Below are 23,686 nucleotides of genomic sequence, written 5' to 3' on the forward strand. Positions count from 1 at the left end.
GTACGTCGTTGATTCGATATGTCAGCGCCGTGACACTCACACGTTAGCAGGACCATACGATGCGCACTCACTATTGTGGTGATATCAACGAAACCTTGATCGATCAAACCGTTACTTTCTGTGGCTGGGTTCACCGTCGCCGTGACCATGGTGGCGTTATCTTCCTGGATGTTCGCGACCGTGAAGGTCTGGTTCAGGTGGTTTTTGACCCGGATACCGTTGACGCTTTTAATACCGCTGATAGCGTGCGTTCTGAATATGTTTTGCAAATCACCGGCCGCGTTCGTGGTCGTCCGGAAGGTACCACCAATGCCAATATGAAAACGGGCATGATTGAGGTACTGGGTAAAGAGGTTGTGGTACTGAACAAGGCCCTGACGCCGCCATTTCCTCTGGATGGTTACACCGATGTGGGCGAAGATATCCGCCTGAAATACCGTTATATGGATATGCGCCGCCCGGAAATGCAAGACAAGCTGCGTTTCCGTTCCAAGGTGACATCGGCAGTGCGCCGTTACCTCGATGATACCGGCTTCCTGGATATCGAAACCCCGATTCTGACTCGCGCCACTCCTGAAGGCGCTCGTGATTACCTGGTGCCGAGCCGGACTCATGAAGGCTCTTTCTTTGCCTTGCCGCAGTCGCCACAGCTGTTCAAGCAGCTGCTGATGGTATCTGGCTTCGACCGTTATTATCAGATCGCCAAGTGTTTCCGTGATGAAGACTTGCGCGCTGACCGTCAGCCTGAATTCACCCAGATTGATATCGAAGCCTCGTTTATCAACGAAGACACCATCATGGATCTGACCCAGGACATGATCAAAGGCATCTTCCAGCAGGAGCTGGGCGTTGACCTGGGTGATTTTCCTCGTATGCCGTACGCTGAAGCAATGAACAAGTACGGTTCCGACAAGCCGGATATGCGTATTCCGATGGAGATTGTCGATGTTGCAGAATTCCTGCAAGACATCGAATTCAAGGTCTTTGCCGCTCCGGCGAAAGATCCACATGGCCGTGTTGCCGCGTTAAAAGTTACTGGTGGTGCCGAGCTGAGCCGTAAGCAGATTGACGAATACACCAAGTTTGTCAGCATCTACGGTGCCAAGGGTCTGGCGTGGATCAAGGTCAACGATATCGAGAAAGGCGTTGAAGGCCTGCAGTCTCCGATCATCAAGTTTATCGGTAATGATAATACGATGAAAATCATGGAGAAAATCGAAGCGCAAAATGGCGATATCGTTTTCTTCGGTGCCGATAAAACCAAGGTGGTTAACGAAGCACTGGGTGCGCTGCGCTGCAAATTGGGTGAAGACCTGAACATGTACACCAGCGAGTGGGCGGCATTGTGGGTGGTCGATTTCCCGATGTTTGAAGCTAATGACGACGGTTCGATTTCAGCTCTGCACCACCCGTTTACCGCCCCAAGCTGTTCTGCTGAAGAACTGGAAGCCAAGCCTCTGGAAGCTCTGTCCCGTGCCTACGATATGGTTCTGAACGGCTGTGAGCTGGGTGGTGGGTCGATTCGTATCCATGATCAAGCCATGCAGGAAGCGGTGTTCCGTGCCTTGGGAATCAGCGAAGAAGAGCAGCAGGAAAAATTTGGCTTCCTGTTGGATGCACTGAAATTTGGTTGCCCGCCGCACGGTGGTTTGGCCTTTGGTCTGGATCGTTTGATCATGCTGATGACCGGTGCCAGCTCGATTCGTGAAGTCATTGCCTTTCCGAAAACCCAGTCAGCGGCCTGTGTGATGACCAAGGCACCGGGTGAAGTGAGTAATACTCAGCTGCGCGATTTGCACATCCGCCTGCGTGACAAGCCCAAGGCAGAGCCTGCGGCGGAATAAGCCAGCCTGGTTGCTGCGTTTGTGATTGCTGCTTTGTGATGAAGAACGGGAGCCTGCTTGTGAATGCAGGCTCCCGTTTTTGTATGTCATGCTGACACGACGACGTATCGGCTGGTGATGGCTGGCAGTATATTTATGTCGGCTATCGCTTGTCTGGTCGAATTCTGCTTTATTGTCGCTATAATTTGATTATTCATCGACACTTCAGGTGTGAACTTTGTTATTGCGTGCCCTTTGCCTGTCTGGCTGCTTATATATTCTTTCCGGTTGCGCTTCTTCCAGTGACGACACAAATATTGCCCCTTCTGTTACGGTAACGTCTGAGCTCTCGGTAGCGGGTGGCGAAAGTGTAACCCTGACTGTGGTGGCCAGTGACTCCGATGGCACTATTGAGTCCTATCTCTGGGAGCAAGTCTCGGGTGACGATGTCGAGCTGGAAGGAGAAACCACCGATACGCTTGAATTTGATGCCCCTGCAGGGCTGAGCGGTTATGAGCTGGAGTTCCGCATCACGGTAACGGACAACGAAGGAGGCAGCTCCAGTGTAACCGTAACCGTGACCGTGGCTGAGGGGATTGAGTCCCCCGATAATTTTCTGGTGCGTTCTCCCGTGGACTCTGCTGGCGTTGTGTTTGGCTGGGATGCCATCAGTTTGTCGGATGATGCCGATGGCGAGATAAGCTACTCCCTGTATTACGCTCAGGAGACTTTTCAGAATCTCAGTGATCTGGATGACTATGATGAGCTGGACGGTGCCGGGGTCGAGACGGATATCACGGATACCAGCTATCAGATGGATCTTTCGAACGGTGAGCAATACTATTTTTTGCTGACGGCTTCCTATGTCAGTGACACGCTGGCAGTAGAAAGCCAGCCCACGGCGGAGGTGGCGCGAGTTATTGGCAAGGATTTTTCGGCCACGGATGAATTGAATGATACCAGTGTCACTGAATGTGTGGACACCGAAGGGGAGTGGGCCAGCTGTCCGGTTGATGACCGGCCAGGGCAGGATGCCGAATATGGCCGCACCGCAGAGGAAGAAGCCGGTAGCCTGACCAAAACCGGTACTGGTCTGGGAGGGTTTGACTGGACTTTGCTGGATGAGGATGGCAATGAGCTGTCTCCGGGCAGTGAGCTGGCGGAATGTATTCGTGACAATGTCACTGGCATGACCATAGAGCTGAAAAGTTCGACCACGAATTTGCGTGATCCGGTCCATCAGTTCAGCTGGTACCAGGACGATGACACATTGAATGGCGGTTATGCCGGGCTGGAAGACGGCCCTGAATGTGTTTCCGGTGTGTGCAATACCAGTGCCTATGCGGCTGCTCTGAATCTTCAGACTCTCTGTGGTGCAAGTGACTGGCGTTTGCCGGTGGTCGCAGAATTACGCTCGGTTGCCGATATTGCCGGTGCTTGCCTGGATGATGGTGGCGGCTGCAAGCTGGCTCTGGATTATCACTATTGGACTGCCACCACACGCGCTGATTCCCCGGATCAGGCCTGGATGGTCAATTTGTACGGTAAGGCTGACACCTCTTACGACAAGCAGGCCAGTGCCCGTGTGATTATGGTGAGTGATGGTACTTCAGATGAATAAATATTGGCTGAAGCGGTTGTCGCTGTCGTTGTGCCTTGGCTCGGGAACCCTGTTCAGCGCTCTGGTGACTGCTGAACAACAATGTCTTGATACCGTAGCGGCTAGCATCAGTGACGATCGTTTTGAAATACAGCAGGATGGCTCGGTTTACGACGCTACTTACGGTTTGTTGTGGTTTAGCTGTCTTTATGGCCAGACCTGGGATGACGGCGAGTGCTCCGGTACAGCCACCGGTTTGACACTGACGGAAGCTTACCTTTATGCCGATGAGGCGGTTCTGGCGGGTTATGACAGTTGGCGGCTCCCCAATATCAATGAGTTGCAAAGTCTGGTGGAGTGGCAGTGTGTCAGTCCGGCGATCGATACCGATTATTTCCCGGAAATCACCAGTGGCTATTTCTGGAGTGCTTCGGCCAGAAACAACAGCAGTGACCAGCCAACAACCTTGATGGTGGATTTTTATAATGGTCGTGTACGGGATACCTTGTATCTTAATGGCTACCTGATTCTGGTGAGGGATATGTGATGGCCTCTAATCTATATGTGATACCCAAGAAGACCCTTCTGACAGACAGGCGGCTGAAATGATGAATGCTAGTACCGGAGTCGGCATGGTGAAATATATCCTGATCTTGATGCTGGTGGGGGTTATGGCCGGCTGTGGTTCACAGAGCGGCCCGGAATCGACCAGTGATAGTGATGACAGTTCGGAAACCGATACTGACACTGATGACGACGATGACACTGATGATGAGGACAGTGACAGCGATAATATTGCGCCTGTTGCCAATGCTGGCAGCGACCAGTCCAGTTATGAGGGGGCTACGGTTTCCTTGCCTGGCTCGGGTATCGATGAAGACGGCACTGTGGTCTTGTATGAATGGGCTCAACTCAGTGGTACTGATGCCGAGATAGTGAACCCGAATTCAGCGAATACGTCAGTGGTGCTGCCGGATTTGACGGTGGCCGAAGACATGATTTTCAGTCTGACGGTGACGGATGATGACGGTGCCAGTGATACCGATACCATGACCCTGAGTGTCGCGGTTGAATATGATGAAACGGGCAACCTGGAACCAATGGTAGACGCTGGCAAGGACCAGGAGGTCAATGTTGGAGAAACCGTTTATCTGGAAGGGGAGGCGTCTGACCAGGACGGTAATATTGTCTCTTATGAGTGGATTCAGTCGACCGGAACCGATATTACGCTATCCGATGAAACAGATCCGGAGGCCACTTTTGTGGCCCCTGATGTCACCGAAGACAGTATTGTGACTCTGGTATTGAAAGTCACCGATGAGCAGGGGGCGGTGTCTTCCGACGAGGTACTGATTACCATATTTCCGGATCTGGCTGCGCCGGATAATCTGGTGGCTGAGTCGGATGAAGACGGCATTACCCTGACCTGGGATGAGGTGGATTCGGCGGAGTCCTATAATGTTTATTATGCCCGGGAGACTATTCCGTCGGATGATATCGCCAATTACAGCAGTTATCTGGGTGGTACGCTGGAGATGGATATTACGACCACCAGCTTTTTGCTGGAGTCGGACAATGATTTATTGACCTATTATTTTCGGGTCACCGCCGCCCGGGATGATTATGAAAGCAGTGCCAGTGACGAGGTCATTGCATCCACCACGATCGCGGTGACGGTGGGGGCAACCGGAAACCGTAATGATACTGGTCTGACGACCTGCTATGAAGAATCTGAAGCCGGTACTTCTTGCCCGATTGATGATTTCCCTCAGCAGGATGGCGACGAAGGCCGGGATGCGGATGATGACCTGGTCAAAACCGGATATGGCGATGCGGGCTTTGATTTTCTGAAAATCGACAGTGAAGGCAACGCTGTTGGAGAAAGTGTCGAGGACTGGCGCTGTGTTTTTGATGTCAATACCGGATTGTTGTGGGAATCCAAGCTGGAAGACGAATATGTTGCGCAAAGTGTTGATGAGCGCTTCACCTGGTACAGTACGGATAACAGCCTGGTGAGTGGCACTTTGGGCGAGGAAGGAGATACCAGTGCGTGTTATATCGACATGAATTGTAATACCCAGAACTATATTGCCTATATAAACGATCTGGAATTGTGTGGCTATTCCAATTGGCGTTTGCCAACGGTGGATGAGCTGGTGACTATTGTTCATCATGGTGAAACCTCGCCAACGATTGATACTGACCTGTTCCCTAATACCCGTTATGTATCAAAACAAGGCTACTGGACGTCGGATATCAACTATGACGGCGTCAAGGCCTGGGTGGTTGATTTCTCGGATGGTGATGTCACATTGACGTCGATGGAAAGTTCCTCGGTCGGAATTTATCGATCGATTCGTCTGGTCGTTGGAGAGGAATAGCTTGTGCGATTAAATATAGGGTGTCTTGCTATGGCTGCGCTGTTGTCTTCAGTGGCAGTGGCTGATTCTGATAATGAGTGTCTGTCTTTGGGAGATTTGACGGATAACGATGATGGCACAGTGACCGACGCCGACGCCGGGTTGATGTGGTCCATGTGTCCTTTGAACATGACCTGGACGGACGGCGATTGTGTTGGTGAGGATGAAGACGAACAGGGTTACCTCAGCTGGTCATTGGCGTTGAATTACGCCTCCGAGCTGGTTCTGGGGGATTATAGCGACTGGCGTTTGCCTAACATCAATGAACTCAGAACGCTGGTGGAGCGTAACTGTTCGAGCTTTGCAATCAATGATGCGGTTATCTGGATCGATACGGACAATTATGTGGTGAAGTACTGGTCATCGACCACCTATGTCTCATCACCGGATACGGCCCGGGTGGTTGACTTCCAGAGTGGCGGTGAAGAAGCGGTATCGAAAGGGGAGTATGACTACACCGCGGTCGCTCGTGCGGTGCGGGATATTGATTAACCCTGCGCGGTCAGGATTGCTCCGTTACCCTTGAGGGGCCAGTGGGCAAGCAATAAAAAACCCCGATGCTGAAGTCAGTATCGGGGTTTTTTATTTGCCTGTGATTTTTATCGAGTCAACAGCACCGGCAAAGGCCGGTGCTGTTGGCGGGATTACTTGTCAGAAGCGATAACAGCGGTGGCTGCTTTTTTGGTGTACTCGTCCATCTTGTCGAAGTTCAGGTACTTGTAGATATCAGCCGACATGCTGTTCAGCTTGTTGGCGTATTCCATGTACTCTTCGGTGGTTGGCAGTTTGCCCAGAATCGCACCAACGGAAGCCAGTTCCGCTGAGGTCAGGTAGACGTTGGCGCCATCACCCAGACGGTTCGGGAAGTTACGGGTAGAGGTAGACAGTACGGTGGTGCCAGCTTGAACCCGTGCCTGGTTACCCATACACAGAGAACACCCTGGCATTTCAGTACGAACACCGGAAGTACCGTAGATGTTGAAGTAGCCTTCTTCCATCAACTGGGCTTCATCCATCTTGGTCGGTGGAGACATCCAGAAGCGAGTGGCCAAACCACCTTTGTGCTGGGACAGCAGTTTACCAGCGGCACGGAAGTGACCGATGTTGGTCATACAAGAACCAACGAATACTTCGTCGACTTTGACGCCAGCAACGTCAGACAATGTTTTGGCATCATCCGGATCGTTCGGGCAGCAAACGATAGGCTCTTTGATTTCGTCAAGGTTGATTTCAACGATGTGAGCGTATTCGGCATCTGCGTCTGCACGCATCAGTTTTGGATCTGCCAGCCATGCTTCCATGGCTTGGGCACGACGTTCCAGAGTGCGTGGATCGCCATAACCTTCAGAAATCATCCAGCGCAACATAACGATGTTGGATTTCAGGTATTCAGCAACGGACTCTTCAGACAGGGTTACAGTACAACCTGCAGCGGAGCGTTCAGCAGAAGCGTCGGACAGCTCAAATGCCTGTTCAACGGTCAGCTGATCCAGACCTTCGATTTCCAGTACGCGACCAGAGAATTCGTTGATCTTGCCTTTCTTCTCAACCGTCAGGATGCCTTGCTTGATACCGTACAGCGGAATGGCGTGTACCAGATCACGCAGGGTAATGCCTGGTTGCATGGTGCCGCTGAAACGAACCAGGATGGACTCAGGCATATCCAGAGGCATCACACCGGTTGCTGCGGCGAAAGCCACCAGACCGGAACCGGCAGGGAAAGAGATACCCATTGGGAAACGGGTGTGTGAGTCACCACCGGTACCAACGGTATCTGGCAGCAACATACGGTTCAGCCAGGAGTGGATGATACCGTCGCCAGGACGCAGTGAAACGCCACCACGGGTCATGATGAAGTCAGGCAGGCTGTGCTGCATGGCAACGTCAATCGGTTTTGGATAGGCCGCTGTGTGACAGAAGGATTGCATTACCAGGTCGGCAGAGAAACCAAGACAAGCCAGATCTTTCAGTTCATCACGGGTCATTGGACCGGTAGTGTCCTGAGAACCGACAGTAGTCATTTTGGGTTCGCAGTAAGTGCCTGGGCGTACACCCTGTCCTTCTTCCAGACCACAGGCTTTACCAACCATTTTCTGGGCCAGAGAGAAGCCTTTGCCGGAATCGACAGGATCAACTGGCAGACGGAACAGGTCAGTCGCGCCCAAACCCAGTGCTTCGCGTGCTTTGGTAGTCAGACCACGACCAATGATCAGTGGAATACGGCCACCGGCCTGAACTTCATCCAGAATAACATCTGACTTGAATTTGAATTCAGAGATGACTTCTCCGGCTTCGTTCAGAATTTTGCCTTCGTATGGACGGATATCAATCACGTCGCCCATGTTCATATTGTCAACAGGTGCTTCGAAGACCAGCGCGCCGGCATCTTCCATGGTGTTGAAGAAGATAGGTGCTACTTTGGAACCGATACACACACCACCACCGCGTTTGTTGGGAACGCCAGGCAGGTCGTCACCAAAGAACCACAGTACGGAGTTGGTGGCGGATTTACGGGAAGAACCAGTACCCACAACGTCTCCAACAAAAGCAACTGGCAGGCCTTTGGCCTTGATTTCCTCGATTTGGCTCATTGGGCCGGTGACGCCGTGTTCTTCAGGTGTCAAACCGTCGCGAGTCATTTTATAGGCTGCGCGCGCATGCAGAGGAATATCAGGGCGGGACCATGCATCTGGAGCTGGAGACAGGTCATCGGTGTTGGTTTCGCCAGTGACCTTGAATACGGTCATCTTGATGCTTTCGGCGACTTTATCTTTTTGGGTGAACCATTCGGCGTTGGCCCAGGATTCCATGATGGATTTGGCAACGGCGTTGCCAGCGTCCATTTTGTCTTTGACGTCATTAAAGGCATCAAACATCAGCAGGGTGGATTTCAGCTCTTTTCCGGCCAGTTCAGCCAGGTCAGCGTCATCCAGCAGTTCCACCAGAGTGGCGATGTTGTAACCGCCTTGCATCATGCCAAGTAATTGGACGGCCTTCTCTTTGGAAACCAGAGGAGAGGTCGCATCACCTTTGGCAATGGCGCTCAGGAAACCGGCTTTAACATAAGCGGCTTCATCAACACCGGGTGGAATGCGGTTTTCCAGCAGATCAACCAGAGTTTCTTCTTCGCCAGCAGGTGGCGATTTCAGCAGGTCGACCAGAGCGGCGGTCTGTTCAGCATCCAGCGCTTTGGGTGGGATGCCTTGCTCTGCTCTCTCAGCAACGTGAGCACGATAAGCTTCTAACACGGTGTTTTCCTCATCTCTATGAATCTTCAGATTCACCCGGGTTCCCCTTGTGAGGGTGCCGGCAACCTTCAGATTGTGTTGTTCCATTGGGAATTCAGGGGCGGCAGTATACTCGATTACAGCCTTTCGGTTAAGGAATCCAATAGTCGTAATTGCTTTTGATGTCAGGGTTCTTACCGATAACGATTATTCACCGGGGAAATGGGCTGCGCCGGGATGATTGTTATTCGCAATACACTCCAGTGAGACTGCCAGCTTGTTCTTTGGTCGGACCCGGTGACCATTGTAATGACGGGTGTGGCTTGACAGAATGTTTGTCTGTACCTCAATTGGATAATACCCTTGTGCGAATAGCCGCTGACGAAAACATCCCTCTTGTCGATTCTTTTTTTTCTGAATTTGGTGAGATTCGGCGCCTTGATGGCCGCAACCTGACATCAGACCAATTACTGGATATCGATATTTTGCTGGTACGGTCGGTGACCCGGGTCAACGAAGCCTTGTTGGCAGGGACTTCGGTCAAATTTGTTGGTACCGCCACCATTGGTACAGATCATGTTGATCTTGATTATTTACAGCAGGAAAACATCGGTTTTGCCAGTGCGCCTGGCTGTAATGCACAAGCGGTAGTGGATTATGTCTTGAGTGCTATCAGTGTGCTGGTGGATGTGCGTGGCATCGTCTTTGCTGATCTTTCAGTGGGCATTATTGGTGTTGGTAATGTTGGTTTGTGCCTGCGCCGACGACTTGAGGAAATGGGTGTCACCGTGGTTGCAACCGATCCATTCAAAGAGGCAGCCGACGTCGGGCCACTGTCGTCACTGGAGGAAGTATTGCAGGCGGACATTGTCAGCTTGCATACGCCGTTGGTCCGCGATGGCGAATTTCCTACTTATCACCTGATTGGGGCTGAACAGCTGGATCAGATGAAGCCGGATGCCTGTCTGATCAACAGTAGTCGGGGGGCAGTAGTTAACAATACGGAACTATTGGCACACCTCCGGGCGCATGGTGATTTTGAAGCGATTCTGGATGTGTGGGAAAAAGAGCCTGATCTGGATATTGCCTTGATGCATCGGTGTATGTTGGCGACACCACATATTGCTGGTTATTCCCTGGATGGAAAAATGCGTGGTACGGAAATGATCTATCAGGCTGTATGTGATTTTCTCGGGTTGCCAATACGGCGCAAGCTGGCACAGTTCTTACCAGAACCGGGTATTCGGCGCGTCAATTTTTCTGATCAGGTGCCGTTAAACCAGGCGTTACGGACTGCCATTCGTGCATCCTATGAAATACGGGTTGACGACGGCAAAATGCGCTCGGCCATGTCGCGGGCTGAGAATGTCAAGCAGACGTTTGATCGCTTGCGCCGGGATTATCCGTTGCGTCGTGATATACCTACCATGAAGGTTGGCGTGCCAGCCAAGTGTGTTGATTTGCAGCAACTGCTGGCATCAGCCGGGTTTGCCGTCCGGACCAAATAACACCACAGGGTGGCTATTGCCGGATCAGGGAGTGATCAGGTTGGTCTGAATGATCTGGCTGATCCAGGTCGTGTCATTCTGCAAACGAGCAAATTCCAATACCTGTATCACCGGTGTTGGTGTTTCTGCTGTTGTATTGTCAGCGCTTGGAGAGGTGTTTTTGGATGAGGACAGCAGTCGCATCAGCGCCTTGCTGGTCAAGACAAAGTCATCGATGGATTCTTGCCGATCCTGGCCGCTGAAACGTATGTAGCCTTCCTCTTTTAACCAGCTCAAAGTGCCCATGGCCGACAGATGGCGGTTGCTGTGCAGGCCAAAATCGTCCATCTGGTCCGGCCCGGAAATATCCTCAACAAAGAGGGTATGGGGCCGGGGGAAATGCTTGAAGCCTATCAGCAGGATGGTTGCGCAGTCCTTGAAAAAATCGTCGATATGAACGTCAAGCATGGCCGATTCCAATGGGTCAAATAATGATTTCAGACAGGGGTATAACCCCGGAAAAATTGATCAATCCGGCTCATTGCCAGTGACAGATCCTCTGGTCTTGGTAAAAATACCACACGAAAATGATCGGGCGACTTCCAGTTAAAGGCAGTGCCATGCACGACCAGGATTTTTTGCTGTTCCAGCAAGTCCAGCACCATGCGCTCATCATCCAGAATGTTGAATCTATCCTTATCTACTTTGGGAAAGCAATACAAGGCTCCTTTGGGTTTGACGCAGCTGACCCCGGGGATATTATTGAGCGTTTCCCAGGCAATGTCCCGTTGTTGGCAAATCCGGCCGCCCTTTGCTACGAGGTCGTCGATACTTTGATAACCTCCCAGCGCAGTCTGGATTGCGTACATGGCAGGTACATTGGCGCATAGCCTCATTGAAGCCAGCATTTCCAAGCCTTCGATATAATCTCTGGCTTTGTGTCTGGCACCACTGATAATCATCCAGCCGGAACGAAAACCCGCCAGGCGGTAGTTTTTGGATAAACCGTTAAACGTGATAATCAACAAATCATCCGCCAGGGAGGCTGTTGACGTGTGAGTGACGCCATCGAAAAGGATTTTGTCGTAGATTTCATCTGAAAATACGATCAGCCCATGCTCTCTGGCGATCTCCAGCATACCCAGCAGCAACTCGGTCGGGTACACCGCCCCCGTTGGATTGTTGGGGTTGATCAGCACCATGGCGCGGGTACGGTCTGTGATTTTGGCACGTATGTCGTCGAGATCGGGATACCACTCCGATTGCTCGTCACAGATGTAATGGACGGCCCGTCCTCCGGCGAGGGCAACTGCACCCGTCCATAACGGGTAATCCGGAGCGGGAACCAGCACTTCATCACCGTTGTTCAACAAGCCTTGCATTGAGGCGACAATCAGCTCACTGACGCCATTACCAACGATAATGTCTTCCAAGCCAACGTTAGCAATGTTTTTCTGCTGGGCGTATTGCATGATGGCTTTGCGAGCAGAAAAAAGTCCCTTGGAGTCGGCGTAACCCTCGGAATCAGGCAGGTTATGAATAACATCCTGGATGATTTCTTCGGGGGCATCGAGACCAAACGGTTTAGGGTTGCCTATATTTAACTTGAGGATGCGGTGACCTTCTTCTTCCATCCGTTTGGCGGCCTGAAGAACCGGGCCTCTGAGGTCGTAAAAAACATTGGCTAGCTTGTTGGACTTGCGAACTTCCTGCATTAAAGGGGGCCTGTGTATGAATCGGGTTCTGTAGGTGTATAGAAGCTACAGTGCAACCGAATAAAAAGTAGGGAATCAGCCGATGTCGTCGTGTAACGCCTGATCGGCAGGGCAGAAATGATACTCCCGAGATCGTAAAGCTTAAAGTCCCCGAGAGGGGATGGTTGCGGTAATGGCAATGGATCGACCATAAATCTGGAAGGATGATATTGTCTGCCGGAAAGGTAAGGTTTGATGTCACCTGTGGCGTAACAAGTAAGAGGAAATGAGCGATGACCAGCAAGACCGATAACACCCAAAAAGAGCGAAGCGGCCGCAGAGTAGAGCGCAGCGCAGAGGAATGGCGAGCTTTACTTGATCCTCATACCTACTTTGTCACTCGGGAAGCTGGAACCGAGCGGCCTTTTACTGGCCAGTACTATAAAACAGAAGACCTGGGGGTGTACTGCTGCACTTGTTGTGGTGAGCCGTTATTTGTGTCCGATACCAAGTTCGATGCCGGGTGCGGCTGGCCCAGCTTTTATCAGGAGCTGGACGGTGCTGTGGACAAGCGTACCGACCGATCTCATGGTATGGTGCGAACGGAAGTGCTTTGTGCAACCTGTGATGCACATCTCGGGCATGTGTTTGATGATGGCCCAGCCCCCACCGGACTGAGGTTCTGTATAAACTCAGCTTCTCTTGTATTCCATACTGTGAATCAGGCTACCTAATTGTAGTAATTGATATTACTTGACACTTTTTGGCAGGAAATTTTTGTGTATACTCAGCGACAATTATTTTCAAAGCGGATACTGATTATGGTTTGTAAGTTGAAAGAATTTGTGCTTTGAAGCCTGCTTGATGCCAAGAGATCCAATAAAGGTTGAAAAAATCTGTGATTGAACGCCGACCAACACGATCATCGTTGCAGATTATGAGAGATACGGTGTACGCGCTTTTTATCCGGGAATTACGTACTCGTTTCGGTGGAAGTCGTTTGGGTTATTTCTGGGCCATTGCTGAGCCGGCAGGGCAGGCGGCTGTGTTGACGACTATCTTTTCTCTAATGGGGCGTACCAGTCTGTCAGGCGTAGAGATTCCGGTTTTAATGCTTGTAGGCCTGGTTCCTTTTAAATTGTTCACCAAACTTATTTCTCAATTAAGTAATGCTGTTCTGTCCAATAAAGGCCTTATGGCATACCGGCAAGTCGAGCCTATTGACCCAATTATTACACGCTTACTTATCGAGTTGGCGACGATGGCAATTGTTTTTGTAACACTTATGCTTTCAATGTACTGGTTTTTGGGGTACAAGGTTACACCCGTATCTCTCCCTGGGGTTTTGCTGGCAATATTTTTATTGGTGGCCCTGGCGGTCGGAATTGCTCTTATTTTATGTGTTTTATTTGAATATTTTCCAGATATGTCTAAAGTTGTAGGCGTTATAATGACACCAATGATGATTGTTTCTGGTGTGTTTTTTAGTGCCTCCATGGTCCCGACTCAATACTGGGGGTTACTTGACTGGAATCCAGCATTTCATTGTCTTGAATTGATTCGAGAATCTTATTTTTATGGATATGATCCTGGATTCTCCTCATTGGAATTTGTTGTGAAAGTTGTAATTATTGCTGATTTTATTGGGATGCTTCTTTTTGTTTCTTATAGAACGAAGTTGGTTTCATCATGATAAGGCTTGAAAATATATCAAAATGGTATCCAACAAAATCTGGACGTCATTATATTTTCAAAAATATTGATTTCCAAATACCGATGGATAAGAATATTGGTGTTCTTGGCAGGAATGGCGCAGGTAAATCCACATTTATTAGAATGCTGGGTGGGTCTGAGTATCCAAGTTCTGGAAATATTATCTCTGATTTAAGGATTTCATGGCCTCTTGGTCTTCAGGGGGGGATTCAAGGTAGCATGACTGGTAGAGAAAACGCTCGTTTTGTTGCCCGTATTCATGGTATTAAAAATACCTGTCAAATGGAAGCCAAGGTAGAAGAGTTTGCTGAAATTGGATCATACTTTGATGAGCCAATGAAAAGTTATTCGTCTGGTATGCGATCTCGGGTCTTGTTGGGAATAACTATAGCTTTAGATTTTGATTTTGATGTACTCCTGATTGATGAAATAACCGCAGTTGGGGATGCGAAATTTAAAAATAAAGCAGCGACTTTGCTTAAAAAACGATTTGCTTCAACTCGTATTGTTATGGTTAATCATTCTATTAGCCAGCTTAAGAACTTTTGTAGTGCCGGGTTGGTTATACATAATGGTGGGCTTAAATATTTTGAAAATATTGATGATGCAATTAGTTATTATGGAAATGCTTCATAATGAGGTGGGTGGATTGCTATTATGAAGCAAAATAGAACACATAAACAAAATCAGTATGAGCGTGCCAAGCTGATCCGGGAACGTTTTGTACACCCAGAATTTAATGTTTTTAAAGACCCTGCCGATGATGAAAAAGTGCGTGAGGATAATGTTAAGGCAGATGTGATCAAAGAAGATGCAAACAAGGAAAATGGAAGCAATTGGATGGGGGTATTCTTTAAAAAGAATATGTTTTTTATTGCATTCTTTGTTTTGTATTCCTTGATTGCGATATATTACTTGGCCTTTTCTTCTCCAAGGTTTATTTCAGAATCTCAATTCGTGGTTAAAGAATCGGGTTCTCAATCCAGTGTGAGTGGTCTGTCAATTTTTGCTGGATTTGGTTCAGGTACCAATGACGCACTGCTTGTCAAAGCCTATATTAGCTCAAGAAATTTGGCTCTGAAACTGGATTCAGAAGTGGGCTTGAGAGCTCACTACCAGAATGAAAATATAGATTTTTTCAGTAAACTGCCAATCGATTCTACGATAGAGCAATATTATGAGTATTATAAGAAACATATTCTCATCTCCCATGACGAAGTGTCGGGTATATTAACGGTTGAAGTTCAGGCTTTTGATCCGGAATATGCGAAATTGGTTGCCGATAAAATAATTGATCTCAGTGAAGTGTTTATCAATAATATTGGCGATAAAATGTTCAAAGAACAAGTTGAGTATGCCAGAGAAGAGGTTGTTCGCGCTCATGGTCTGCTATCTGAATGGCAGACAAAGCTGATTGTTTTTCAGGAAACTAATAAACTGTTGAGTCCTCAAGAGGAAGGTGGGGGTATCGTAACTGGTATAAACGAGCTTCAAATCTCGATTATCAAACAGAAGGCCAAGCTTAAAGAGCTTCAGGCTGTTATGCATGATAATACAACCGAGGTATTGGCACAGAAAAATCTTCTTTCAGCTTTGAATCGTCAGTTAGAAGAGGAGAAAAAGAAAGTGACTGATTCAGATAATAATGGCTTGAATCGCCTTACTGTTGAGTATCAGGAGCTTTCGATGTCGGTAGAAATGACATCTGATTTATATCGCTCGGCGCTAGTCAGTCTGGATTCTGTCAGGAGTCAGGCTGTTCAAAAATTAAAGCATCTGCTTATTGTAGAAAATCCTAGTGTGACGGATGAGCCGAAATATCCTAATAAGCTTCATAAATTGGTGACATGGTTACTTATTCTAATATTAATATTTGGTCTGATTTCTCTTTTGGTGGCTATTATCAGGGAGCATAAGGAATAAATGATGAATTTTCTGTTGGCTTCAATGCTGTTGTTTTTCGGGGTGGTCGTTAATGCTCTTGAAGTATCCCAAGGGGTAGATGATTCTGAATCCAGTATGCAATTGGATGCCACTCCCTCTGCACCGCTTTACGCTGATTGGCTATTTGAGGGAGGGTTTGGTGAGACTTCTTTTAATGGGCTTAACCCGGTTTACAAGGTGAGCCAGGGTGATACTTTGTTAGTCCAAATTTGGGGAGGAGTTGACTTTCAAGGGGAAGTTATCGTTGACCCGAGAGGAAATATATTTATTCCCAGAGTTGGTCCTATTAATGTTCAGGGAGTAGAGAATAAATCACTTAACGAGGTCGTTCTCAAGTCGATAAAGCGCGTTTTCAAGTCTAATGTCGATGCCTATGTTACCTTGATGGGTAGCCAAACGGTGAAAGTATTTGTGTCCGGAATGGTAGAGAAACCAGGTGTATATGAAGGGCAAAGTGCCGATAGCATTCTACGATATATTGACGCCGCAGGCGGGATTAAAAGAGATCTTGGTGGTTATAGAAACGTACGGGTTATTCGTCAGGGGGATGAAGTTTCCAGAATAGACCTGTATCGGTTTTTGAAAAGAGGGGAAATGCCCGATGTTCAACTTCAGAACGGAGATTTGATTTTAGTTGGCTCTCGTTCTGGTTATATAGAAGTTGAAGGTGGAGCCGGGTTTAATGGCAAGTTTGAATTGAGGGATGACAGGGAGCTGTTAACAACAATTATAGATTATGTGGCGTTAAATGAGTCAGCGACACACGTTACTCTGCTTGAGCCAAGTGGGACGGATATCAATGCCTATCAGTATTCTCTTGAAGATATAAATGATGTGGTTGTCAAAGCTGGTTCAACCGTGAAAATATCATCTCAATTGCGGCCTAAGAGTATCAGTGTTGAGGTGCTCGGTGAGCACAACTCTTCTACAGAAATGGTGCTCCCATGGGGCAGTACCTTGGATGACCTTATTAATAGAATTGAATTTTCGACTCTGTCTGATCGTAATTCCCTTCAGCTTTATCGGAAATCTGTGGCCAATCGCCAGAAAGAAATGCTGATGGCATCGCTATCTGCTCTTGAGCAAAGTGTGTTGACTGCCAGATCGGCAACAAAAGAAACCGCAGAACTTAGAAAAGCAGAAGCAGAGACAGTTTTGCAATGGGTTGAGCGGGCAAAAAAAATACAGCCGAAAGGACAGGTTGTATTGCTTGACGGGTATGATCCAGCTCAAATTGTGCTTGACCAGGGTGATAAAGTTGTTGTGCCAATTAAAAGAAACCTCGTCATGATTCATGGGGAGGTTCTGTTTCCTACTGCTGTTTCTTACCAGCCGAAAATGAATGTTAAAAATTATGTAGATCAGGCTGGTGGCGCAATGAGCAAATTATCAGGACTAAATGTTTTAATTATGAAAAGTAATGGTACCTTTGTTCAAGCGTCATCTGATTTGGGTGATAGAAAACTAGTCCGGCCCGGTGATGAAATATTTGTTCTTGCCAAGCCCAAGCTTAAGGCTCTGCAGCTGACCAAGGATATAAGTCAGGTTATATATCAAATTGCAGTGTCTGCGGCTGTCGCACTTGCCTTGTAAAGAGATTGGTTTTATGTTGAAAGGAATTAGAAAGAAGTTTTTTGAAATAGATTTCAGATTTTCCATGGAGATGGGTGGAGATCTGGCAGAGCGCGATGTTGGCCATTACACAGCTACTGGATCGGATCCTCAATTCTATTTGCCGAAACTTTTAAGTGGTTGGTACATGATAGAATTATGTATTAACTCAGATATTCCTGCTCAAGAGTCGAAATTCTATTACGATGTCGGAGATGGTTGTTCGGAAGAGAACAGCTATAACTTGATTTACATGACAGGAAAACTTGTCAAACGCGTTGCCTATTTTCCCAAAGGCTCACGGGTAAGATTTGATCCTATGAGCTGTCAGTGCAATTTCGATATTGAGCACTTCTCTATGGTGAAGCTAAGCTCTTCTAATGCCAAGCGCTTGATTGACAAAAAATTGGCATCCAGAAAATTGTCGGGTGGCATGTCAGAATATAATGAAATATTTAAACTCAAATTTTCCGGGTATTCAGAGTGGATGGCCCTGGTAGAGGGTGGACTCGTTCAAAAACGATTGGAGCAATGTAATACGCTGGCATCAGATACTGATATGCCAATGTTGTCTGTGGTGATTCCGGTGTATAAACCGGACCTGGAATTATTTCGTCGATGTGTGCAATCGGTGCTATCGCAGAGCTATCAGAAATTGGAGCTGTGTTTGGCAGATGATTGCTCTGGTTTGGATGAGTTGAAGGAAATGATGGTTGACCTTCAAAGCCAAGATAATCGGGTCAAAGTCGTTTTTCGGGAGCAAAATGGTCATATCTCTGTCGCAACCAATGATGCACTAGCATTGGCAACAGGTGATTATATTGTATTTATGGATCATGATGATGAATTATCGCCGTATGCTCTGGAGGTTGTCGCAGATGAAATTGTCAGGAATCCTGAGGCGGATATTTTTTATTCGGACGAAGATAAAATAGACGCTTTGGGGCGTCGAATAGATCCCCATTTCAAGTCTGGTTTTGATCCTGAGCGAATATTGGCTCAAAATTATATGTCGCATATGTCTGTGATTCGAACGGATTTGGTGCGTCGTGTTGGAGGGCTTAGAAAAGGAGTTGAAGGGAGTCAGGATCACGATCTTGTTTTGCGGTGCCTTGATGCCATTAACTGGAATCGGAAAGGTGTTATTCATATTCCATTTATTTTATATCATTGGCGTATGGTTGAAGGCTCTACAGCCTTGGCATCCGATCAGAAAAGTTATACTGCTGTATCTGGTTTGAAAGCGGTATCGGATGTACTTTCCAGTAATACTTTGGTTGATAGCGTGGAACCTGGTGATGTTCCAAATACATATCGGGTGATATGGAAAAGGCGCCCCGATATCAAGGTATCTATTATAATGCCAACAAAAAATGGTGGCGATCTGGTTCGTTGTGCAGTTGAGTCTATATATGAGAAAACAACGCATAAGAATTTTGAAATAATCCTTGTCGATAATAATTCTGATGATCCAAAGGATATTGCGTATTTCAAAGAACTTGATTCAAAAGGAATGGTGAGACTGCTGGAGTATCCTCACCCATTTAACTATTCTGCGATTAATAATTATGCCGTTCGATATGCTCAGGGTGACGTTGTTGTTCTGTTGAATAATGATGTAGAGGTGATTGACGGTGCCTGGCTTGAAGAGCTTGTTGCCCATGCCATGCGTCCCGGGGTGGGTTGCGTGGGCGGAAAGTTACTGTACAGCAATGGGCTGATTCAGCATGCTGGCATTCTTTTGGGATCAGGAGGTGTTGCAGGGCATCAATTCAAGCTGCTACCCCAGGATTCTCCGGGTGAAGATGCACAGTTAGCAGTCGTTCGGCAGACCAGCGCGGTGACGGCTGCATGTCTTGCGGTGAAAAAAACCGTTTTTGATGAGGTGGAAGGGTTTGATGAGGATCATCTTGCTGTCGCCTTCAATGATGTAGACTTTTGCGCCAAAGTGCATTTTTCCGGTTACCGAAATATCTGGACTCCCCATGTACTTTTGTATCATCATGAGTCTTTGAGTCGGGGATACGAAGATACTCCGGAGAAACAGCAGCGTTTTGCCAGTGAGGTTGAGTTTATGCAGAATAAATGGGGAGACCGTCTTAAAACAGATGAATTTTATAATAATAATCTTTCATTGATTGGTGAAAAGTCCCTTTATGGTTGCCGATTCGATTATACCGATATATCTTTGCTAGGGGCGTGATAGATGAAGGTTGCAATAGTTTCAATTCTTAAAAATGAAGCAGAATATATACTGGAGTGGATTGCGTATCATCGCTATGTGCTCGGTGTAGATGATTTTTTTATTGCTGATAATGTCAGTGATGATGGTAGCAGCGAGTTGCTGGAAGCATTGGATCAGGCGGGGATTATACATCGTATCCATCATCCGCGTGTTTCTCAAGAAATTGGTGTTCAAAAACCAGCATATGACAGAATTATAAAAGAGTATTCAAAAGACTATGATTACTTTTTGTTTCTGGATGCCGATGAGTTTTTGGTTAATGAAACTGGTAAGGGTTTAAAAGACTGGATAAAACGAGCGGAAAATAATGATGATTTCGCTGGGTTTGTATTAAATTGGAGAATATTTGGATCATCTGGTCGAAAATTGCCTGGGCAAGGGCTAGTTGTTGAAAGGTTCAGTCGCTGCTCCAGGGTTAATGAGCCTCGGAATTCTCATATAAAAACACTGGTTAAATGTGACCTTATTGGTGATATGCGGATACATCATTGTGCTATTACATCGGGCTCTTTTTATAATGAGAACATTGAACGTGCAGTTTTTTCATCAGCAATGTTAGAACGATCTGCTAATGTGATTGATCAACCATCTCCATTTACGGTAAATATTAATAATAAAAAACTTTACGTCGCTCACTTTGTTGTTAAATCGTATAAAGAACACTTCGATAAGAAAAGCCGAAAAGGATCCGGTGCAGGCTCAGCGACTCGAGAGAAAGGATTGGCATATTTTAAAGAGCATGATTTGAATCAGGCTATATCATTTGATCTGTTTAAACACTCTTTATCTATTCGTACTGGGATATCTTTTCTGATTAAAGAATTGGCAGAGAAAACTCATTATTACTCGTATATTCAGTTTGCTATTGATAAGTCCGCTGAAAATATTGCGGGTTGGGTGATTTCTGATTCAATGGCCGACATAGTGCTTGTGATAGCTTATAATGACGAAGAAGAAGAGTGTAATCTAAATATAAAACGCCCAGATCTCGTAGAAAAAAACATGACAGATATAATGATGTCAGGATTTAAGTATCCAGTACCAAAAGATACTGATCTGGATAGTTTTACGGTTAGGGTAAAAGGAACTGATTTTTATGTTTGGGGCGGATGAATTGTGATTTTGAAGATAATAAGTGGGTGTTTTAATTGTTTTTTAAGTTTAAAAATCAATTGCTAGTAAAATCACAGATTTACCTTAAGAAAACCGGCTATGGCCGGTTTTTCATTTTTTGGTATACGTAGGTGTTATTTTGTTGTAGATGATCGCAGTATTTTCAATATGCTTGTCCGATAAATCATTAATCAGGCCGCCACTGTTACAGTTGTTTTTCTTCTCTTTGTTTGGGTTTAATATCAGCTTATTCTGACAGCTCAAGTTGCGGATTTTCTTCTGGAACTTCTGAACGGATTCAGAGTTGAATCTTTGAAAAACTGTTTTGGTGATCGAATAAGTTTTTTGAATTTTTTTTGTTGTTTTTTATAGCGATGGTGGTTTTCTTTTCTGGTGTTTAACTTGTTGAAGCTGCGAATGGAGGTGTCGCTGTCAAATTTTTTGACTATATCATCAGGACAATAGAAATACGCATTTTCAGAGGCCTGTAATGCGCTCAGAGATGCTTGGTGATATTGTTTTTTGTTGCTGAGAGTCTTTAGTGCCAATTCAAATTCGTCCTGACTGTTGAATAGTTTTAATCCATCGCAAAAATATCTGTCGAAATCTGGATTTTGGGAGGCTACGACTGGTACTCCAAGGGCTGCGCTCTCCCAGAATTTCAAGGCACTTTTGCAGTTGTTAAACGGGTTTTTTAATAATGGAGCAATGGTTATCCAGCTGCTGTCAATATACTGGCTTAGCTCGTTATAAGGTAGTTTTTTAGTTGTAGATACTCGGTCTAGATTTTCTAATGTTGGAGGTATTCCAATATCTCCGATGATATGCAGTTTTGTATCTGAATTTTTTTTAATCCAGTTTTCTAAAGCAGATTCTATTACTTTGAAGTTGCTGGTATGGTTAGCTGTTCCTGGAAAATATCGAATTATTTTGTTGTTGAATCTGTCTTTGATAGAATTGTTTTGAACCGGTTTTTCGAAAGATGGTATCTGGTTTGGTGTGAAATAGTAGAGGCATTGTGGATGAATTTCTTTTGCTGCCTTGATGAGCTCTGTAGTTGACATGTGGCAACGATGGAATAACAGTAGCGCAGCTTTGGAGCGCCGCGCATTCTTTTTTGCTGACGCCAAGCTTTCTTTGTTGCAGAGAACCATTGGAGAGGAATAGGCCAAGTCTGGTCTAAATAATAGATCATCAAAATCAGCTTCTGCCGTAATACCAAGATTGTAAATATTTTTTATAACTTTAATCAGTTTTCTTGATATTCTTGGGCGATGAAATATTATCTTTGAATAATTTTTCAGAGAGATTTTTTTTATTTCTGACATATGAATTATGTCACTTTTAATGCCATTGGCCGAGTTTTTCATGGCTTGATAGATGCAGCGATATCGAGCCGAGGCATCATTGGCGTAATATTGACCTCTTTTCGAAAAACTTACATAAAGAATGGTTTCTTTCTGCTTGGCAATTTCCATTTAATTCACTGCATTAAAGCTAAAATATTTCTATGGTATATAGAAGGATTGGTGTTTGGTAGAGCAGTGGAACTGTAATTCAGAATTTCCATGGTTTGTATTGACATACTGAGTCGGTTGAAGCGTGCCAGTTTTGTTTGTAGCCGTTCTTTAAGGCATGAAATGACTTCCAAATTTACTCCTGTCAGGGCTGGGGAGTGACTCCTTTCCTGAAGGCTGCCTGCTCAGCATCTTCCGATGCAGAGTTGGTGCAGGCTTCGGTAGGTAGTGGCAACGTGTTCAGAAGGGCCCTGCTAGTGTGTTCAAGGTGAGTATGATGAGTTGTATGTTACTCAGAGCGTTGTTGCCTGCAATTATGTTGAAAAATACCAGTAACATCAACCAAAGCTTCTCGCCGTTATTGTCAAGGCATTATAACTCCGCGTAGATGTGGTGTAAGTATGTTTCTATGGCTCATCAATGAGCTTGGCAGCTACCTGTCGCGCCTAATTGTTTTCGATAGGGGCTTGCATTAAAAAATAAGGTAAGTAAAATGCGCACCACTTCAGAGACGTCCCCATCGTCTAGAGGCCTAGGACACTGCCCTTTCACGGCGGCAACAGGGGTTCGAATCCCCTTGGGGATGCCATATTCTTGATGTGCATTTTAGTAGATCAAGTGGTGGTACAGGCGGGAATAGCTCAGTTGGTAGAGCACGACCTTGCCAAGGTCGGGGTCGCGAGTTCGAATCTCGTTTCCCGCTCCATTTATCAGCCTGGTGCTGGGTAAATGATCTGAATGAAGGTGTTATTGATTTTGTGTCCCCATCGTCTAGAGGCCTAGGACACTGCCCTTTCACGGCGGCAACAGGGGTTCGAATCCCCTTGGGGATGCCATTCTCTTGAATGCTCTTTGAGTATGACAACCAAGAGAGGCGTCATGCGGGAATAGCTCAGTTGGTAGAGCACGACCTTGCCAAGGTCGGGGTCGCGAGTTCGAATCTCGTTTCCCGCTCCATTTTTTGTGTAGCGCACAAAATGGATAATGTAGTGAGTTGTTGGTTTTTTTGTGTCCCCATCGTCTAGAGGCCTAGGACACTGCCCTTTCACGGCGGCAACAGGGGTTCGAATCCCCTTGGGGATGCCACTCTCTTGATATTATGATAGAGTAGTATGTAAGAGATAAGCGGGAATAGCTCAGTTGGTAGAGCACGACCTTGCCAAGGTCGGGGTCGCGAGTTCGAATCTCGTTTCCCGCTCCAGATTCTAAAAAGCCGATTCAGAAATGAGTCGGCTTTTTTTATTGTATTTTTGCCGAAAAACCTGCGTTTTAGCGCCGCTCAAGTGCAGGTG

The 23,686-nt window shown here is 46.7% G+C and carries 17 protein-coding genes and 6 tRNA genes; 19 read left to right on the plus strand and 4 right to left on the minus strand.

The annotated features are described in order from the left end of the window. Window positions 1-59 precede the first annotated feature (59 nt). From aspS to Q8W32_RS00205, 5 genes are all read left to right on the plus strand, one after another. On the plus strand, window positions 60-1,844 hold the full coding sequence (aspS, locus tag Q8W32_RS00185) for an aspartate--tRNA ligase (protein WP_303434411.1): 1,785 nt from the start codon (window positions 60-62) through the stop codon (window positions 1,842-1,844). Between the two features lie 217 nt (window positions 1,845-2,061). Beyond that, a complete protein-coding gene (locus Q8W32_RS00190) occupies window positions 2,062-3,444 on the plus strand; it encodes a DUF1566 domain-containing protein (protein WP_305413150.1) in 1,383 nt (460 codons plus the stop codon). Continuing rightward, window positions 3,437-3,970, plus strand: coding sequence for a DUF1566 domain-containing protein (locus Q8W32_RS00195; RefSeq protein ID WP_303434413.1), 534 nt, complete (start codon window positions 3,437-3,439; stop codon window positions 3,968-3,970). Before Q8W32_RS00190 ends, Q8W32_RS00195 begins: the two co-directional genes overlap by 8 nt. Before the next feature lie 58 nt (window positions 3,971-4,028). Continuing rightward, window positions 4,029-5,804, plus strand: coding sequence for a DUF1566 domain-containing protein (locus tag Q8W32_RS00200; RefSeq protein WP_305413152.1), 1,776 nt, complete (start codon window positions 4,029-4,031; stop codon window positions 5,802-5,804). A 30-nt stretch (window positions 5,805-5,834) separates the two neighbouring features. Next, complete coding sequence (locus Q8W32_RS00205) at window positions 5,835-6,335, plus strand: DUF1566 domain-containing protein (RefSeq protein ID WP_303434415.1); 501 nt, start codon at window positions 5,835-5,837, stop codon at window positions 6,333-6,335. 152 nt (window positions 6,336-6,487) lie between these two features. Here Q8W32_RS00205 and acnB read toward each other — a convergent pair whose 3' ends face one another. After that, window positions 6,488-9,091, minus strand: coding sequence for a bifunctional aconitate hydratase 2/2-methylisocitrate dehydratase (gene acnB, locus Q8W32_RS00210; protein WP_305413153.1), 2,604 nt, complete (start codon window positions 9,089-9,091; stop codon window positions 6,488-6,490). Window positions 9,092-9,435: 344 nt separating this feature from the next. Here acnB and pdxB point away from each other — a divergent pair, with 344 nt between their 5' ends. Next, entirely contained in the window at window positions 9,436-10,578 is a 1,143-nt protein-coding gene (gene pdxB / locus Q8W32_RS00215) for a 4-phosphoerythronate dehydrogenase PdxB (protein ID WP_305413154.1), read from the plus strand. Window positions 10,579-10,602: 24 nt separating this feature from the next. Here pdxB and Q8W32_RS00220 read toward each other — a convergent pair whose 3' ends face one another. Both Q8W32_RS00220 and Q8W32_RS00225 read right to left on the minus strand, forming a co-directional pair. Further along, entirely contained in the window at window positions 10,603-11,025 is a 423-nt protein-coding gene (locus tag Q8W32_RS00220; RefSeq protein WP_305413155.1) for a hypothetical protein, read from the minus strand. 29 nt (window positions 11,026-11,054) lie between these two features. Then, window positions 11,055-12,272 (minus strand): pyridoxal phosphate-dependent aminotransferase, encoded by a 1,218-nt coding sequence (locus tag Q8W32_RS00225; RefSeq protein ID WP_303434419.1) that lies wholly within the window; start codon window positions 12,270-12,272, stop codon window positions 11,055-11,057. 272 nt (window positions 12,273-12,544) lie between these two features. Between Q8W32_RS00225 and msrB the strand changes: the two genes are divergently transcribed. The 7 genes from msrB to Q8W32_RS00260 all read left to right on the plus strand — a co-directional run bounded on the left by msrB (window position 12,545) and on the right by Q8W32_RS00260 (window position 20,877). Continuing rightward, entirely contained in the window at window positions 12,545-12,985 is a 441-nt protein-coding gene (msrB, locus tag Q8W32_RS00230) for a peptide-methionine (R)-S-oxide reductase MsrB (protein ID WP_303434420.1), read from the plus strand. A 164-nt stretch (window positions 12,986-13,149) separates the two neighbouring features. After that, entirely contained in the window at window positions 13,150-13,944 is a 795-nt protein-coding gene (locus Q8W32_RS00235; protein ID WP_305413157.1) for an ABC transporter permease, read from the plus strand. Next, window positions 13,941-14,600 carry an ABC transporter ATP-binding protein gene (locus tag Q8W32_RS00240; RefSeq protein ID WP_303434422.1) on the plus strand — a complete coding sequence of 220 codons (660 nt, stop codon included), beginning with the start codon at window positions 13,941-13,943 and terminating at the stop codon, window positions 14,598-14,600. The genes Q8W32_RS00235 and Q8W32_RS00240 overlap by 4 nt, the downstream gene beginning before the upstream one ends. 21 nt (window positions 14,601-14,621) lie before the next feature. Further along, the gene (locus Q8W32_RS00245; RefSeq protein ID WP_305413158.1) at window positions 14,622-15,887 is read left to right on the plus strand and encodes a lipopolysaccharide biosynthesis protein; all 1,266 of its coding nucleotides are present in this window, start codon (window positions 14,622-14,624) and stop codon (window positions 15,885-15,887) included. Further along, a complete protein-coding gene (locus tag Q8W32_RS00250) occupies window positions 15,888-17,501 on the plus strand; it encodes a polysaccharide biosynthesis/export family protein (RefSeq protein WP_305413159.1) in 1,614 nt (537 codons plus the stop codon). It abuts the gene before it with no gap. Window positions 17,502-17,514: 13 nt separating this feature from the next. Continuing rightward, complete coding sequence (locus tag Q8W32_RS00255) at window positions 17,515-19,722, plus strand: glycosyltransferase family 2 protein (protein WP_305413160.1); 2,208 nt, start codon at window positions 17,515-17,517, stop codon at window positions 19,720-19,722. Between the two features lie 3 nt (window positions 19,723-19,725). After that, window positions 19,726-20,877 carry a glycosyltransferase family 2 protein gene (locus Q8W32_RS00260; RefSeq protein ID WP_303434426.1) on the plus strand — a complete coding sequence of 384 codons (1,152 nt, stop codon included), beginning with the start codon at window positions 19,726-19,728 and terminating at the stop codon, window positions 20,875-20,877. A 260-nt stretch (window positions 20,878-21,137) separates the two neighbouring features. Here Q8W32_RS00260 and Q8W32_RS00265 read toward each other — a convergent pair whose 3' ends face one another. After that, complete coding sequence (locus Q8W32_RS00265) at window positions 21,138-22,355, minus strand: glycosyltransferase (RefSeq protein WP_305413161.1); 1,218 nt, start codon at window positions 22,353-22,355, stop codon at window positions 21,138-21,140. A 552-nt stretch (window positions 22,356-22,907) separates the two neighbouring features. Here Q8W32_RS00265 and Q8W32_RS00270 point away from each other — a divergent pair. From Q8W32_RS00270 to Q8W32_RS00295, 6 genes are all read left to right on the plus strand, one after another. Continuing rightward, window positions 22,908-22,983: transfer RNA gene (locus Q8W32_RS00270), tRNA-Glu, on the plus strand. A gap of 41 nt (window positions 22,984-23,024) precedes the next feature. Beyond that, window positions 23,025-23,100, plus strand: a tRNA-Gly gene (locus Q8W32_RS00275). Window positions 23,101-23,154: 54 nt separating this feature from the next. Next, window positions 23,155-23,230, plus strand: a tRNA-Glu gene (locus Q8W32_RS00280). A gap of 45 nt (window positions 23,231-23,275) precedes the next feature. Further along, window positions 23,276-23,351, plus strand: a tRNA-Gly gene (locus tag Q8W32_RS00285). Between the two features lie 53 nt (window positions 23,352-23,404). Then, window positions 23,405-23,480, plus strand: a tRNA-Glu gene (locus tag Q8W32_RS00290). Window positions 23,481-23,519: 39 nt separating this feature from the next. Further along, a tRNA-Gly gene (locus Q8W32_RS00295) sits at window positions 23,520-23,595 on the plus strand. The last annotated feature ends 91 nt before the right edge of the window (window positions 23,596-23,686 follow it).

Origin of the sequence: Oceanobacter sp. 3_MG-2023 (assembly GCF_030688925.1) — a bacterium.
Lineage (GTDB): Bacteria > Pseudomonadota > Gammaproteobacteria > Pseudomonadales > Oceanobacteraceae > Oceanobacter.